The organism is Pantoea sp. SYBGC1 (assembly GCF_057197005.1).
In genome coordinates, this window is record NZ_JBXUNM010000001.1 from 682904 (window position 1) to 697130 (window position 14227).

Annotated in this window: 14 protein-coding genes and 1 pseudogene; 9 read left to right on the top strand and 6 right to left on the bottom strand. The window is 56.3% G+C overall.

Annotation, left to right across the window (positions count from 1 at the left end):
* Positions 1–98 precede the first annotated feature (98 nt).
* The 4 genes from pabB to AC2CF9_RS03215 all read left to right on the top strand — a co-directional run bounded on the left by pabB (position 99) and on the right by AC2CF9_RS03215 (position 5368).
* Positions 99–1457, top strand: a complete 1359-nt coding sequence (gene pabB, locus AC2CF9_RS03200) for an aminodeoxychorismate synthase component 1 (RefSeq protein WP_484556237.1) — start codon at positions 99–101, stop codon at positions 1455–1457.
* A 1-nt stretch (position 1458) separates the two neighbouring features.
* Positions 1459–2025, top strand: a complete 567-nt coding sequence (locus AC2CF9_RS03205) for a CoA pyrophosphatase (protein ID WP_150016278.1) — start codon at positions 1459–1461, stop codon at positions 2023–2025.
* A 188-nt stretch (positions 2026–2213) separates the two neighbouring features.
* Positions 2214–3578: an L-serine ammonia-lyase gene (locus AC2CF9_RS03210; protein ID WP_039384754.1), complete on the top strand. Its 1365-nt coding sequence runs from the start codon at positions 2214–2216 to the stop codon at positions 3576–3578.
* 230 nt (positions 3579–3808) lie between these two features.
* Positions 3809–5368 (top strand): EAL domain-containing protein, encoded by a 1560-nt coding sequence (locus AC2CF9_RS03215; protein ID WP_484556238.1) that lies wholly within the window; start codon positions 3809–3811, stop codon positions 5366–5368.
* A 47-nt stretch (positions 5369–5415) separates the two neighbouring features.
* Here the strand turns inward: AC2CF9_RS03215 and AC2CF9_RS03220 are convergent, their stop codons facing one another.
* Complete coding sequence (locus AC2CF9_RS03220; protein ID WP_484556239.1) at positions 5416–6981, bottom strand: TerC family protein; 1566 nt, start codon at positions 6979–6981, stop codon at positions 5416–5418.
* Positions 6982–7474: 493 nt separating this feature from the next.
* Between AC2CF9_RS03220 and manX the strand changes: the two genes are divergently transcribed.
* The 4 genes from manX to AC2CF9_RS03240 are packed head-to-tail and all read left to right on the top strand — an operon-like array spanning position 7475 to position 10641.
* Positions 7475–8422 carry a PTS mannose transporter subunit IIAB gene (manX, locus tag AC2CF9_RS03225; protein WP_108569379.1) on the top strand — a complete coding sequence of 316 codons (948 nt, stop codon included), beginning with the start codon at positions 7475–7477 and terminating at the stop codon, positions 8420–8422.
* A 47-nt stretch (positions 8423–8469) separates the two neighbouring features.
* The gene (locus AC2CF9_RS03230) at positions 8470–9270 is read left to right on the top strand and encodes a PTS mannose/fructose/sorbose transporter subunit IIC (protein ID WP_108569380.1); all 801 of its coding nucleotides are present in this window, start codon (positions 8470–8472) and stop codon (positions 9268–9270) included.
* 14 nt (positions 9271–9284) lie between these two features.
* Entirely contained in the window at positions 9285–10130 is an 846-nt protein-coding gene (locus AC2CF9_RS03235) for a PTS mannose transporter subunit IID (protein ID WP_150016282.1), read from the top strand.
* Positions 10131–10182: 52 nt separating this feature from the next.
* Positions 10183–10641 carry a DUF986 family protein gene (locus AC2CF9_RS03240; RefSeq protein ID WP_484556240.1) on the top strand — a complete coding sequence of 153 codons (459 nt, stop codon included), beginning with the start codon at positions 10183–10185 and terminating at the stop codon, positions 10639–10641.
* On the opposite strand, the gene rlmA is transcribed toward AC2CF9_RS03240, so the two are convergent.
* From rlmA to AC2CF9_RS03265, 5 genes and pseudogenes are all read right to left on the bottom strand, one after another.
* A complete protein-coding gene (gene rlmA, locus AC2CF9_RS03245) occupies positions 10638–11444 on the bottom strand; it encodes a 23S rRNA (guanine(745)-N(1))-methyltransferase (RefSeq protein WP_484556241.1) in 807 nt (268 codons plus the stop codon). The genes AC2CF9_RS03240 and rlmA overlap by 4 nt on opposite strands.
* A 138-nt stretch (positions 11445–11582) precedes the next feature.
* On the bottom strand, positions 11583–11792 hold the full coding sequence (gene cspE / locus AC2CF9_RS03250; RefSeq protein ID WP_021510024.1) for a transcription antiterminator/RNA stability regulator CspE: 210 nt from the start codon (positions 11790–11792) through the stop codon (positions 11583–11585).
* Between the two features lie 84 nt (positions 11793–11876).
* Positions 11877–11948, bottom strand: a pseudogene (locus AC2CF9_RS03255) (DUF2627 domain-containing protein); the annotation flags it as partial.
* A 514-nt stretch (positions 11949–12462) separates the two neighbouring features.
* Positions 12463–13464: an MBL fold metallo-hydrolase gene (locus AC2CF9_RS03260; protein WP_484556242.1), complete on the bottom strand. Its 1002-nt coding sequence runs from the start codon at positions 13462–13464 to the stop codon at positions 12463–12465.
* Positions 13465–13483: 19 nt separating this feature from the next.
* Positions 13484–13759, bottom strand: a complete 276-nt coding sequence (locus AC2CF9_RS03265) for a YebO family protein (protein ID WP_094111077.1) — start codon at positions 13757–13759, stop codon at positions 13484–13486.
* A 208-nt stretch (positions 13760–13967) separates the two neighbouring features.
* On the opposite strand from AC2CF9_RS03265, the gene AC2CF9_RS03270 reads away from it, so the two are divergent.
* Positions 13968–14207, top strand: coding sequence for a YobH family protein (locus tag AC2CF9_RS03270; RefSeq protein ID WP_150016287.1), 240 nt, complete (start codon positions 13968–13970; stop codon positions 14205–14207).
* The last annotated feature ends 20 nt before the right edge of the window (positions 14208–14227 follow it).

The following is a 14227-nucleotide window of genomic DNA, read 5'->3' on the forward strand; positions in this document are numbered from 1 at the left end:
TTAAATCGGACGGGCATTATCCCACGCGGAACAAACAGGTGCCAGTGGCAAAAAAATATGCCAGGCTACGCCTCTGCCTGTTGAATGCTGCTGAACCCATGATCGCGAAAACCCTCACGCTTACCTATAGTCCCGATGCTCTGCTGAACCGCTTCTCCACGCTGGCGCATCGCCCGTGGGCCATGCTGCTGACCTCAGGTCAGGCCGATCACGCTGATAACCGCTTTGATATTCTGACCGCCGATCCGCGCGTCACGCTCACCACGCGCGGCGGGTATACCGAAACCGATGATGGCACCGGCATTCAGCGTTCTGAAGAGGATCCGCTGCAGCTGCTGCAGCGGCAGATTGACCGGCTGGGTCCGCCGCCCGCCGCCCATCCCGATCTGCCTTTTCAGGGCGGTGCGCTGGGGCTGTTTGGCTACGATCTCGGCCGCCGGTTTGAACAGCTGCCGGCGGTAGCGCAGCAGGATCTGCAGACGCCTGATATGGCGGTGGGCCTTTATGACTGGGCGCTGATTGCCGATCATCACCTGCAGCGGCTTACGCTGGTCTCTCTCAGCGATGCTGACGCGCGCTGGCGCTGGCTGCAGGCGCAGGCGCTCCCGCTGCCGCGTGCGTTTCACTTAACCAGCGCGTGGCGCTCTGACCTGACGCGCGAGGCCTATGCAGCCCGCTTCAATGCCGTACAGGCGTATATTCAGGCAGGCGACTGCTATCAGGTCAATCTTGCTCAGCGTTTCGAGGCGCGCTATAGCGGGGATGAGTGGCAGGCGTTTCTGCGCCTAACGCGCGCCAATCGCGCGCCCTTTAGCGCCTTTCTGCGTCTGCCGGACAGCGCGCTGCTCAGCCTGTCGCCGGAACGTTTTCTCTCTCTGCAGCAAAACGTTATTGAAACGCGCCCGATCAAAGGCACGCTGCCGCGTCTGGCCGATGCGGAGGCCGATCGTCTGCAGGCGGAAAAGCTGGCGCACTCCGCGAAAGATCGTGCGGAGAATCTGATGATTGTGGATCTGATGCGCAATGATATCGGCCGGGTGGCTGAACCCGGCAGCGTGAGCGTGCCTGAGCTGTTTGTGGTTGAACCCTTTCCGGCAGTGCATCATCTGGTGAGCACCGTGCGGGCCCGCCTGCCGGATAGGCTGCGCGCCACCGATCTGCTGCGCGCCTGCTTTCCGGGCGGCTCAATCACCGGCGCGCCTAAAATCCGCGCGATGGAGATTATTGAAGAGCTGGAGCCGCATCGTCGCAACGCCTGGTGCGGCAGCATAGGCTATATCAGCCTGTGTGGCCGTATGGACAGCAGTATTACCATTCGTACGCTGATCGCTGAAAACAGTACTCTCTACTGCGCCGCCGGTGGCGGACTGGTAGCCGACAGCGATATGCAGTCTGAATATGAAGAGACCTTCCATAAGGTTAACCGCATTCTGCCCTGCCTCAGCGATGAGAAGTAATATGACTGCCGAACTCAGCCAGTTTCTGACGCGTTTTATGCTGCAGCCTCCGCCGCCCGCACGCCTGCCGGCCCCTGCCGGACGTCATGCGGCAGTGCTGGTGCCGATTATCAACAGCGCCGAGCCGGCACTGCTGCTGACGCGGCGCTCGGCGCTGCTGCGTAAACACGCCGGCCAGGTCGCTTTTCCGGGCGGGATGCAGGATGCCAGCGATACGTCACTAATCGATACCGCGCTGCGTGAAGCACAGGAAGAGGTCGGGATCGATCCCCGTCAGGTGCAGATAGCCGGTGTACTGCCGGCGGTCACCAGCAGTACCGGTTTTGCCGTCACGCCGGTGGTGGGGATCCTGCCAGCCATGCCGCTGCGGCTGAACCCGGATGAAGTGGAAAGCGCGTTTACCATGCCGCTGCGTGAAGCACTGCATCTGGCCCGCTATCATCCGCTGACGTTATATCGCGGCCAGCGTCAGCACCGGATATGGCTCTCCTGGTATAACGATTATTTTATCTGGGGCATGACGGCCGGAATTATTCGCGCGCTTGGTCAGCAGATCGCGCTGCCCTGAATGCCGTAAGTAAACTCGTGGCTGAAAAATCGATCCACTTCACAAAGGCATGGATTGATAACTATTTCTGCGGTTTATAATTAGATTATTTCATGCGAAAAGCTGTTCTTTCGCCCGCCGTGGCGATTACTATTAGCCGCAATTACGGCTCAGGCCGCAGAACCCCGTATTTGTGAGGAGCGTTACCGTTGATTAGTGTTTTTGACATGTTCAAAGTGGGCATCGGCCCATCCAGTTCACATACCGTAGGTCCGATGAAAGCGGGCAAACAGTTTGTGGATCTGCTGGCTGAGCAGGGCAAACTGCAGGATGTCACGCGCGTAGCGGTGGATGTGTATGGCTCTCTCTCGCTGACCGGTAAAGGTCACCATACGGATATCGCTATCATTATGGGTCTGGCGGGTTATGAACCTGCGACCGTGGATATCGATGCGATCCCGGCATTTATTAAAGACACGGAAACGCGCGAGCGCCTGCTGCTGGCTAAGGGCGCGCATGAGGTCGACTTTCCGCGCGAGGGCGGCATGGTGTTCCGCAGTGAGAATCTTTCACTGCACGAAAACGGTATGACGCTGTATGCGTTTGCCGGCGATCTGCTGATCCTGACGAAAACCTACTACTCCATTGGCGGCGGGTTTATCGTGGATGAAGCGCATTTTGGTCAGCCGGTACTGGATGAAGTCGCGGTACCTTATGCGTTTCACTCGGCAAAAGAGCTGCTCAGCCACTGCAGCGAGACCGGCATGTCGCTTTCAGGGCTGGTGATGCAAAATGAGCTGGCGCTGCACAGCCGTGAAGAGATCACCCGCTATTTTACCGATGTCTGGCAGACCATGCAGGCGTGTATTGACCGCGGTCTGAACACCGAAGGCGTGCTGCCGGGGCCGCTGCGCGTTCCGCGCCGCGCCGCCTCTCTGCGTCGCCTGCTGGTCTCATCGACCAAGCACTCTAATGATCCAATGAACGTCATCGACTGGGTCAATATGTTTGCCCTGGCGGTAAACGAAGAGAATGCGGCAGGCGGACGCGTGGTAACGGCCCCGACTAACGGAGCCTGCGGCATCGTGCCGGCGGTGCTTGCCTATTACGATCACTTTATCGAAAGCGTCACGCCCGATATTTTTATCCGTTATTTTCTCGCCTCAGGCGCTATCGGTATTCTCTACAAAATGAACGCCTCTATCTCCGGTGCCGAAGTGGGCTGTCAGGGTGAAGTGGGCGTGGCCTGCTCTATGGCGGCGGCGGGGCTGGCGGAACTGCTGGGCGCCAGCCCGGAGCAGGTTTGCGTAGCCGCGGAAATTGGTATGGAGCATAACCTGGGCCTGACCTGCGATCCGGTTGCCGGTCAGGTGCAGGTGCCCTGTATTGAGCGCAATGCTATTGCATCGGTCAAAGCCATCAACTCAGCGCGCATGGCGCTGCGCCGGACCAGCGCCCCGCGCGTCTCGCTGGATAAAGTCATTGAGACCATGTATGAGACCGGCAAAGATATGAATGCTAAATATCGCGAAACCTCGCGTGGCGGTCTGGCCATCAAAGTTCAGTGTGACTGATACCTCTATGGAGTGCGCTGGTTAAAATCAGCGCACTCATACTGATTTCTGCTTTTTTACCTACCTCGGCGTTGCCAAACCAGATATTGTAATTTTCCTGCGCGGATCCGGCAGGACGCAATTTTTTATTGCCCGCTTTTTTACCGGGCAGCGCTAAACCTGGCCGTCCCGATGCCGATAACCTTCACGTTAATTTGCTCCTGGTCTGTGTCTTAACAAGGTGGTTACTGATGCTCATTCCCCAGCAATTTGTGGGTCAATTTCGCCGTAAGCGGCTGCTTATTGCGTTAGTGATCGCGACGCTGGTTTTGATCCTTACCCTGACTTTTCGTTATATCGAAGAGAAGTCACGTATTGAGCAGCAGTCTCTTAACTTTGCCAGCCGCGCGATTGAGCGCTTTGACCGTATGTTCTCGCCGCTGGACGTCTCCGCTAATAACACGCTGGGACTGGTGGGCCTGCCCTGTTCGCTGGTGCGTTATCCGCTGATTGAAAAGATCGCTGCGCTGCAGACGGTACGTACCGTGCTGCTGGTGCAGAATGACACCATCTACTGCTCCAGCATCTATGGCGCACGCGATATCTCCTTTAGTCAGACCTATCCGGAGCTGGCGCTCAATAATCAGCGTATGCTGCTCACTACCGATGATTATCTGCTTAAAGGTTCACCGGTACTGCTGCTCTGGACGCCTAAATCGCTGAATAATCGTGATGGCTTGCTGCAGGTAGTGAATGTTGAACTGATGAGCAATTATCTGCTTGAGCCTCAGCTGCCGTGGGTGGAGCGGGCTATTTTCAACGTGGGCGGTCAGAGCCTTGAGTATGGTAACCCGATGATTGAACATACGCTGCCCTCGGATGACGAGGTCGCTTACGATCAGGCATCTTTACGTTACCCGTTCACCATTACGCTCTACGGCCCTTCGCCAGCACGTCTGGCGTTAAATACGCTGCCTTCCCAGCTGCCGCTGGCGGTGATGCTGAGCCTGCTGATTGGCTATATTGTCTGGCTGGCAACGGCCAACCGCATGAGCCTCAGCTGGCAGATCAGCTACGGCATCACCGCCAGTGAGTTTATGGTTTACTGTCAGCCGCTGATTAATGCCCGCAGCGAACAGTGTGAAGGTATTGAGCTTCTGCTGCGCTGGCATAATCCGCGTCAGGGATGGATTGCGCCTGACGTCTTTATCCCTCTGGCGGAACGGCAAAACCTGATCGCCCCCCTTACCCGCTTCGTGATTGCCCGGGCCGTAGAAGCGCTGCCGCAGCTGCCGCAAAGCAGCGCGTTCCATATTGCGATTAATGTCGCCGCCAGCCATTTTCACGATCGCGCCATTGTGGAAGATCTGCAACAGATCTGGTGGCCCGCTAATCCCCATCCGCAGCTGGTTGTAGAGCTGACAGAGCGCGACGCCTTGCCGGTTATCGATCAGTCGGTCGTGGCGCAGCTGCATAACATTGGCGTACGCTTGGCGATAGACGATTTTGGCACCGGGCACAGTTCGCTGGCCTACCTCAAAGATCTGCAGCCGGATGTGCTGAAAATTGACAAGATTTTCACCGCGGCGATCGGCACTGACGCGATCAACGCCACGGTAACCGATATGGTGATTTCACTGGCGCAGCGGCTGAAAATTGCGCTGGTGGCTGAAGGCGTGGAGACCGCTGAACAGGCCTCTTATCTCCGTGAACGCGGGGTGGATCATCTGCAGGGTTACTTCTATGCGCGCCCCATGCCAATCGAAGATTTTCCGGCATGGCTGGTTCAGCATCAGGAAACAGCGGGTTAAAAAAAGGGCCGTCTTCACGACGGCCCTGATTGAACAGCTACGCGCGATTACGCGTTTTCTTCATCTTCATCGTGAGGCGCATCTTTAGTCACCCGCACCAGGTCGATACGGTAATCTGTCGCCTCAACAATTTCAAAGTGCAGCGGCGGCAGATCGATCACCTCACCAGGCTGCGGCAGCTGACCTTTCTGCTCAATCAGCAGACCCGCCAGCGAAGCGTGATCGTCCTCCTGTTTAACCAGCTCATGGTAGTCGAGCAGCTGCTGGAGCGAATGCAGATCGGTACCGCCTTTAACCAGCCAGCCATCACCATCGGCGATCACATCCGGCGTCTCATCTTCATCCGGGAACTCACCGGCAATCGCTTCCAGCACGTCCAGCGGTGTAATCAGACCCTGCACCATACCAAATTCATTGGTTACGATAACAAAGCTGCCTTTCGCCCGGCGCAGCACACCCAGCAGGTTAATAGGATCCAGCGTCTCAGGGACAACAATCGCCGGCGAGCCTGATGCGAACGTGGCCACGTCCATACCGTGCTCCAGCGCCACCAGCAGCTCTTTTGCGCGCACCACGCCAATAATCTCATCCAGCTCACCGCGGCACACCGGAAACAGACTGTGTGGCGTATCCAGCAGCTGCATCCGGATCTCATCCAGCGGACGCGTCACATCAACCCATGAGATATCGCCACGCGGCGTCATGATGCTGCGAATAGAGCGCTGCGACAGCGTCAGTACGCCGTTAATCATATAGCGCTCTTCATCCTTAAACGCTTCCTGCGGCATAGCGTTATTCAGCGTGTGCTCATCTGCTGAAGGCTGCTGCTGACGATTGCGCCCGCCCATCAGGCGTAAAATAGCTTCTGCCGTACGCTCACGCATCGGCCGGCGCGCCTGATGGCGCATAAAATTACGGCGCGCGATCTGGTTAAACAGCTCAATCAAAATTGAGAAGCCGATCGCCGCATAGAGATAACCTTTCGGAATATGGAAACCGAACCCTTCTGCTACCAGCGACAAACCGATCATCAGCAGGAAGCTCAGGCAGAGCACGACAACCGTCGGATGAGCGTTGACAAAATTAGTCAGCGGCTTCGACGCCAGCAGCATCACGCCCATTGCGATCACCACCGCAGTCATCATCACCGGCAGGTGGTTAACCATCCCCACTGCGGTAATCACGGCATCCAGTGAGAAGACGGCATCCAGCACCACGATTTGTGCGACCACCGCCCAGAAACTGGCATAGTTGCGGTTACCCTGCTGCTCCATCCCTTTATTTTCCAGACGCTCATGCAGCTCCATCGTGGCCTTGAAAAGCAGGAACAGGCCACCAAACAGCAGGATGAGATCGCGGCCGGAAAAGCTGAAATCCATGACGCTGAACAGCGGACGGGTCAGCGTGACCATCCAGGAGATCAGGGAGAGCAGGCCGAGGCGCATCACCAGCGCCAGCGACAGACCGATCAGTCGCGCTTTATCGCGCTGCTTTGGCGGCAGTTTGTCAGCAAGAATGGCGATAAAGACCAGGTTATCAATACCCAGCACAATTTCCAGCACGATCAGCGTTAACAGCCCCGCCCAGATCGAGGGATCCAAGAGAAACTCCATTAGTGACTCCTTGCTAAGAAAGTAGACGCACGAAAATCAGCCTGCACCGGTAAGTGAGACAGCTGAAGAGTCGAAGGCGAAATAACGCTGAACGGCGTGGCGATCTGCGCCGGCTGGCACAGTAAGGATAAGAAGCGACGTCGGTGACGGTCCATAAGGGTGAGCTTGAGCCCGGTACTCCTGAGTAATAAACAGAAAGTTAATGTATCAGTTACCTCAACAAGATCAAAAAATTTTCTTACATTTACACATAGCTGCGCTGGCGCATAAAAACGGCATAAAAAAGTCCGCTGAACCGCCGTTACACCAGATAACCGACAGGCGTCACACTCTTTCTTCTTTCGCTAACTAAAATAAACGGCGACCTCAACGCAAACCGATGGGCGCTCCATCGGTGCGGCTCAGGCTTATATTGCCTGACGGGCCCGGCCGCATCCTTTATTCCTGTCTACGTCCTTTAATGACAGGGTTTCGTCATAAACGGAGGTAGCAGGTGACCATCGCATTAGTCATTGGTACACACGGCTGGGCAGCAGAGCCGCTCCTGAAAACAGCAGAGATGCTGCTGGGCGAACAGCACAATGTCGCCTGTATCGATTTTGCACCCGGTGAAAACGCCGAAACGCTGATGGAGAAGTATCGTGCCCGGCTGGCCGAACTTGATACCGCTCAGGGAGTCCTGTTTCTGGTCGATACATGGGGAGGCAGCCCGTTTAATGCCGCCAGCCGTCTCGTCACGGATCGCCCGGATCAGGAGGTCATTGCTGGCGTGAATATTCCGATGCTGGTCGAAACGCTGATGGCCCGCGATGATAATCCTGAACTGGCGGCGCTGGTGCAGGTCGCCACCGACGCCGGGCGTCAGGGCGTAAAAGCGCTAAAGGCGGAACCTGTTTCCGCTGCCGCAGCGCCGGTTAAATCTGCGCCGCCGCCGCTGGCTTCGGGCCAGCATATGAAAATCGGCCTGGCGCGCATAGACGATCGTCTGATCCATGGCCAGGTAGCGACCCGCTGGACTAAAGAGACCGGCGTCAGTCGCATTATTGTGATCAGTGATGAAGTGGCAAACGATCATGTGCGTAAAACCCTGCTGACCCAGGTGGCGCCGCCGGGCGTTACCGCACACGTGGTCGATATCGCAAAAATGATCCGCGTCTGGAATAACCCCAAATATGCGGGCGAACGCGTCATGCTGCTGTTTACCAATCCCACCGACGTTGAGCGCGTGGTTGCGCAGGGCGTCAATATTACCTCTGTGAATATCGGCGGCATGGCATTTCGTCAGGGTAAAACGCAGGTCAATAATGCGGTTTCAGTAGATGAAAAAGATATTGCCGCTTTTCGTCAGCTCAACGCCCGCGGGATTGAGCTTGAGGTACGCAAAGTCTCTACCGATCAAAAACTCACTATGATGGACCTGATTGCGAAGGCCACCGCCTGACTTGCTATCGCCCGGCCATTACGGCGGGCGTGCTGAGGAGATGCAACATGGAAATAACCACGCTACAGATTGTGCTGATATTTATCGTGGCCTGTATTGCCGGTATGGGTTCTATCCTGGATGAGTTTCAGTTTCACCGTCCGCTGGTGGCCTGTACCCTGATTGGTGCCGTGCTGGGTGACATGAAAACCGGCATTATTATCGGCGGCACGCTGGAGATGATTGCGCTGGGCTGGATGAATATCGGGGCGGCGGTAGCGCCCGATGCGGCTCTCGCCTCCATCATATCCACCATTCTGGTGATTGCCGGCGGTCAGAGCGTCGGTGCCGGTATCGCTCTGGCGATCCCGCTGGCCGCAGCGGGTCAGGTGCTGACCATTCTTGTGCGAACGCTGACCGTGGCGTTTCAGCATGCGGCAGATAACGCAGCCGCAAAAGGTAACCTCACCGCTATCTCCTGGATCCATGTCTCTGCCCTTCTGCTGCAGGCGATGCGCATCGCCATCCCGGCGCTGATTGTCGCTATCTCTGTCGGCACCAGCGCCGTGCATACGCTGCTGAGTTCCATTCCGGAGGTGGTCACTAACGGCCTTAATATCGCCGGCGGCATGATTGTGGTAGTCGGATACGCAATGGTCATCAATATGATGCGCGCCGGTTATCTGATGCCGTTCTTCTATCTCGGATTTGTCACCGCCGCGTTTACTGATTTCAATCTGGTTGCGCTGGGCGTTATCGGCGTCGTGATGGCGATTCTCTATATCCAGCTCGCCCCGAAATATAACCGGGTCGCAGGCGCAGCGCCGGCAGGTGCCTCGCAAAACGACCTTGATAATGAACTTGACTAGGAGCAGGTGCCACTATGGCTGACAGCACGCGAATAGCTAAAAAGCTCACCTCCGGTGATGTCCGCGCCGTGTTCATACGATCTAACCTGCTTCAGGGGTCATGGAACTTTGAACGTATGCAGGCGCTCGGTTTCTGTTTTTCCATGGTGCCGGTGATCCGACGCCTCTACCCGGAAAACGACGACGCTCGTAAACAGGCGATCCGGCGTCATCTGGAGTTTTTCAACACGCAGCCCTATGTCGCCGCGCCGGTACTGGGCGTCACCATGGCGATGGAGGAGCAGCGGGCGAACGGCGCCGCCATAGATGATGGTGCCATCAACGGCATTAAAGTGGGTCTGATGGGGCCGCTGGCAGGCGTAGGCGATCCCATCTTCTGGGGCACCGTACGGCCGGTATTTGCCGCGCTTGGTGCAGGGATTGCCATGAGCGGCAGCCTGCTGGGCCCGCTGCTGTTTTTTGTGCTGTTTAACGTTGTGCGCCTGCTGACCCGCTACTACGGCGTTGCTTACGGCTATCGCAAAGGCGTTGATATCGTCAGCGATATGGGCGGCGGTTTTCTGCAGAAGCTCACCGAAGGCGCTTCGATCCTCGGCCTGTTTGTGATGGGCGCACTGGTCAATAAATGGACCCACGTTAACGTGCCGCTGGTGGTATCCAGCATTACCGACCAGACCGGGAAAACCACGGTAACCACCGTGCAGTCGATTCTCGACCAGCTTATGCCGGGCCTGATCCCGCTGCTGCTGACATTTGGCTGTATGTGGCTGCTGCGTCGCAAAGTTAACGCGCTGTGGATCATCATCGGTTTCTTTGCGCTCGGGATTATTGGTTACGCGATTGGCCTGCTGGGACTCTAAACCGCCCTCCGGCCGGACGCGTAACATGGGCAGAGTGTAAAAAGGAGAGGTAATGGCGCTGACCGATCTGCTGCTGATGTTCTGCATCGCCGCTCTGCTGCTGTTTGCTATTTATCATGATGTGGTGTTGCCGCGCCGTAAAGGCGTCACTCTGCTGCGCGTCGCACTGCGACGACGTCACCTGCCCGACAGCGCGATATTTATCGGACTGCTGCTGATCCTGCTGTGGAAAAATATCAGCGATGCAGGACCGGTGCTGACGACAACGCTTATCATGGTGCTGTGCGCCCTGACGTTCTGGGTATTCTGGCTGCGTCGCCCGGTGCTGCTGATGAAACAGGAGGGCCTGTTTGATAACGGGATCTGGATCCGCTATGCGCGCATTGCCGCGATTAATCTCTCGCAGGAGGGGGTTTTAGTAATACAGCTGGAGCGGCGCCGGCTGCTTATTGCTGTGCATACGCTGGATGACCTGGAGCGTATCTGGCATACGCTCCTCGCCGCCCGCTAATCGCGCTGCCACAGAGAGAGAGTAAAATCCGCGTCACAGCGGAACTGCTCTGCCTCTGCCAGCGTCTGCCATACCGCTTCCGTTGCACGCCAGGCAAAGGGCGTCATCTGCAGCAGACTTACCGCTTCCGCGCCGCTGAGCGTCAGGTCATAGCTGAGAGACTGCGACTCACAGAGCGTAAAGCCGGTATAGGTTTTCTCTTCTGCAGCATGCAGCTGCACCTGCGAATAGATTAGCGCCTTGAACTGCTGCAGATGGTGCGGACCCGGCGTAACGGTCAGCAGATAACCGCCTGGCTTTACCACCCGGCTAAGCTCCTCTTCATTACAGGGCGCATAGATGCGCACCACCGCATCCAGCACCGCGCTGGCAAACGGCAGCCGCTGGCTGGAGGCAACGCAAAACCGTACCTGCGTATAGCGTTTTGCCGCCATCCGGATAGCCGGTTTGGCAACATCCAGCCCATAGATTTCAGCGTCAGGCAGCGCGCTGGCCATGGCGCTGGTGTAATACCCCTCACCACAGCCGATATCCAGAACCTGAGCCGCGGGTCGCGTCAGGCGTTGCGCCAGTATCGCTGCCACGCGATCGCGCAGCGGCTGATAGTGCCCGGCATCCAGGAAAGCGCGGCGCGCCTGCAGCATCTCCAGGCTGTCACCCGGCTCTCGCGAACCCTTGTGCTGCACCGGCAGAAGATTGACATACCCTTCTCTGGCCCGGTCAAATTGATGACCAGCGTCACAGCGAAACACGCCCGGCTGCTGGGTTAATGGCTGGCGGCACAGGGGACAGATCAGGGACATAGCAGACTCCGGTTCAACAATAAGCGGCGCAGTTTACCCTGAAGCAGGAGTAACAAAAAGGATAAAGAAAAGCCCCGCTCAGAGAGCAGGGCTTAGGATTCGTTTCAGCAGGTACAGTGACCCGGGCTGAGCGGAAAATCAGATAGCGGTAACGTTAACCGCTGCAGGGCCTTTCTGGCCATCCTGGATTTCAAACTCAACCTGCTGGCCTTCAGCCAGAGTTTTGAAGCCGTTACCCTGGATAGCAGAGAAGTGTACGAACACATCTTTGCTGCCGTCAGCAGGAGTAATGAAGCCAAAACCTTTAGACTCGTTGAACCACTTAACCTGACCTTTAATCTTTGCCATTTTGCAAATTCCTTTAAATGTTTATTTTGCCCGGAGGCAGTATTGCTGAGAAACAGAGACGTTACTGAATGAGGCACTAATTTAAGGTTCGGCAAGGAAGCGGTATTCAACGTCAACGTCTTTACTCAAAACTTCTTTACTGAAAATGCCATGCATAAACAGAACTGTACCTCGTTTGACCCGCTGATGGTTATCACACATCCGCTAAATAATGGCAAGCCATTTTTAAACAGTGGTCGACTTGTCGCACATTATTATCTGAGACCCGCGCACCGTCGCCCGAAAACAGGAACTGCAAACACGAAATGGCGCACAAAACCCTTGATGGCTAGCGGTTTTCGACAGCTACGTCAAGCGCAGCGGCAGCGCATCGATTTGCGTCAGGCGTGAAACGCTACGTTAAACGTGTTGCACTTTTATGGCAGAAAAAGATTATTTATTCCTGCATTGTAAAATAACAGCGCCTGCTTCTCTTAATGTACAAACTGTACAATTAAACCAGCGGGGTAAAGGTTATAAAACGCTTTTGCACCAAAACCGGGAAAATTATTATCCGGCCGCTCCGGATATAAGCATTAACCTGCTGAACTTATCTGTTATTTTTATAAGCTCGCTAACCCGGACAGGTTAAGAAAACTGTACACCCTATTCATCGCCGGTAAGAAAAATCTCATTCAATATCTGACAGCGTCCGGCTCTCCCCTATCCGCCACGGGCTGAATCGTCCGGCCAGAGGCGTTCCGGCTGCGTCCAGTACACGCTGCAGTTCAGCAGGAGGCGCGTCCAGCGCCTCATCAGCCAGTTCATACACGCCCCAGTGTATAGGTATCGTTAATGGATGCCCGGCATACTGCCATAATTCTACGGCCTGCTGCGGGTTCATATGCTGGCTGCTCATGAACCATTCTGGTGCATACGCGCCAACCGGCAAGGCGGCCAGATTAAACGGCCCCAGCCGTTGCGCGATCTGCAGCAGACTATCGCTGTAACCGCTGTCGCCGGAAAACCAGAAGTTGAGCGTGCCGCAGCGCACCACCCAGCCACACCATAGCGAGCGATTGCGATCCCATAGCGTGCGCATACTCCAGTGGCGCGCCGGCACTGCAGTAATGCTCAGATCCTGACTATCTGCTGACTCCCACCAGTCCATCTCGGTGACGTTGCGGGCCCCCCGCTTCCGGCACCATGCGCCCAGGCCAAGCGGTACCATCATCTTTACCTCCGGAAAACAGCGCAGCAGGCGCTTTATCGTGTCCCGGTCAAGATGATCGTAGTGGTTATGTGAAATCAGTACATAGTCGAGCTGCGGCAGCCGGGCCACATCAAGCGGTGAGGGTACCCGGCGTTCAGGACCGGCAAAGGTCAGCGGCGAAGCACGCGGTGATAAAGCCGGGTCAATCAGGATATAGCGCTGCTTAAGGCGCAGCAGCAGCGCGGCATGGCCCAGCCACCAGATGCGATCGTCGCTGCCGCTCAGATCGGCTTGCTGATACCAGCGAGCGCTGAAATCAGCATAGCCGCTGGCAGGCGGCGGCGGGAGATGCTGCGCTTTGCGTTCACGACGCCAGCGCTGTAAATCACCTGGCTTACGCTGTTCTCCTTCGGGATTGCAAAACCCGTCAGGGGTATGGTGTGCTTTTGAGGCGTCGTACCAGGGATTTTTGCGGCTCATGCCCTCTCCGTTTTTATTCTCAGCGCTCCGGGATCAGCCGGATAAAGTCGCGTGAAGCCGTGCCCTCGTCATCCTGTACAGCGGATGACGTTTCTCCCTGCGCCTCCGCAATACGACGCAGCAGTGCGGTCTGTTTTTTCTGCTCTTCCACCAGCATTTCCAGCAGCTGCAGGTGCTCGCTGGCTCGCACGCTGGCGCGATTAACAAAAAACCAGACGATAAAGGCCACAAGGATAATGAGCGCCACGATGCCATAGTGCAGCAGCGGGCTGGAGTTTGCGGCTAATTCGTTCATAACTGCCTCAGGTGACTATCAGTAAGGATTTAACGGCGCTAATTCTACCCGTTGCGCCAGGAAAAGATATCTTCTGCTACAAAAGCAGTTGCCTGCCGCAGCGCTTTCAGCTATCTCCGATCGTATTGGCGTGTAAAGCACGGCATGGTACGCCTGTCGCGCTTATTGCCAAACGGATGCGGCGCGTTTTTAATTTCGGGAGATAGAAATGAAATATTTTATTCGTCTGGTGATGCTGTTCGCCCTGCTGTGGCTGGCTCTGCTCTTCACCGGCTATGGTGTTCTGACCGGCAGCGCTGAGAAAGCGGCGGGTCTTGGCCTGGAGTGTAACTACCTGACCGCACGCGGCGTGATGACCGCCCGGTATCTGCATACCGATAGCGGAATTGTCGGTGTAACAGCCTGTCCGCTGCTGAAAAAAAGCGGCGATGTCATTGATAACCAGTAACCCTTCCGGGCTCAGCGCGA

Bases quoted from the DNA above. Each gene is read 5' to 3' on its own strand.
- AC2CF9_RS03240 (WP_484556240.1), top strand. From the start codon at position 10,183: ATGGCGCTGACCGATCTGCTGCTGATGTTCTGCATCGCCGCTCTGCTG.
- AC2CF9_RS03215 (WP_484556238.1), top strand. From the start codon at position 3,809: ATGCTCATTCCCCAGCAATTTGTGGGTCAATTTCGCCGTAAGCGGCTG.
- AC2CF9_RS03235 (WP_150016282.1), top strand. From the start codon at position 9,285: ATGGCTGACAGCACGCGAATAGCTAAAAAGCTCACCTCCGGTGATGTC.
- AC2CF9_RS03260 (WP_484556242.1), bottom strand. From the start codon at position 13,464: ATGAGCCGCAAAAATCCCTGGTACGACGCCTCAAAAGCACACCATACC.
- AC2CF9_RS03205 (WP_150016278.1), top strand. From the start codon at position 1,459: ATGACTGCCGAACTCAGCCAGTTTCTGACGCGTTTTATGCTGCAGCCT.
- AC2CF9_RS03220 (WP_484556239.1), bottom strand. From the start codon at position 6,981: ATGGAGTTTCTCTTGGATCCCTCGATCTGGGCGGGGCTGTTAACGCTG.
- cspE (WP_021510024.1), bottom strand. From the start codon at position 11,792: ATGGCAAAGATTAAAGGTCAGGTTAAGTGGTTCAACGAGTCTAAAGGT.
- pabB (WP_484556237.1), top strand. From the start codon at position 99: ATGATCGCGAAAACCCTCACGCTTACCTATAGTCCCGATGCTCTGCTG.
- AC2CF9_RS03265 (WP_094111077.1), bottom strand. From the start codon at position 13,759: ATGAACGAATTAGCCGCAAACTCCAGCCCGCTGCTGCACTATGGCATC.
- rlmA (WP_484556241.1), bottom strand. From the start codon at position 11,444: ATGTCCCTGATCTGTCCCCTGTGCCGCCAGCCATTAACCCAGCAGCCG.
- AC2CF9_RS03230 (WP_108569380.1), top strand. From the start codon at position 8,470: ATGGAAATAACCACGCTACAGATTGTGCTGATATTTATCGTGGCCTGT.
- AC2CF9_RS03270 (WP_150016287.1), top strand. From the start codon at position 13,968: ATGAAATATTTTATTCGTCTGGTGATGCTGTTCGCCCTGCTGTGGCTG.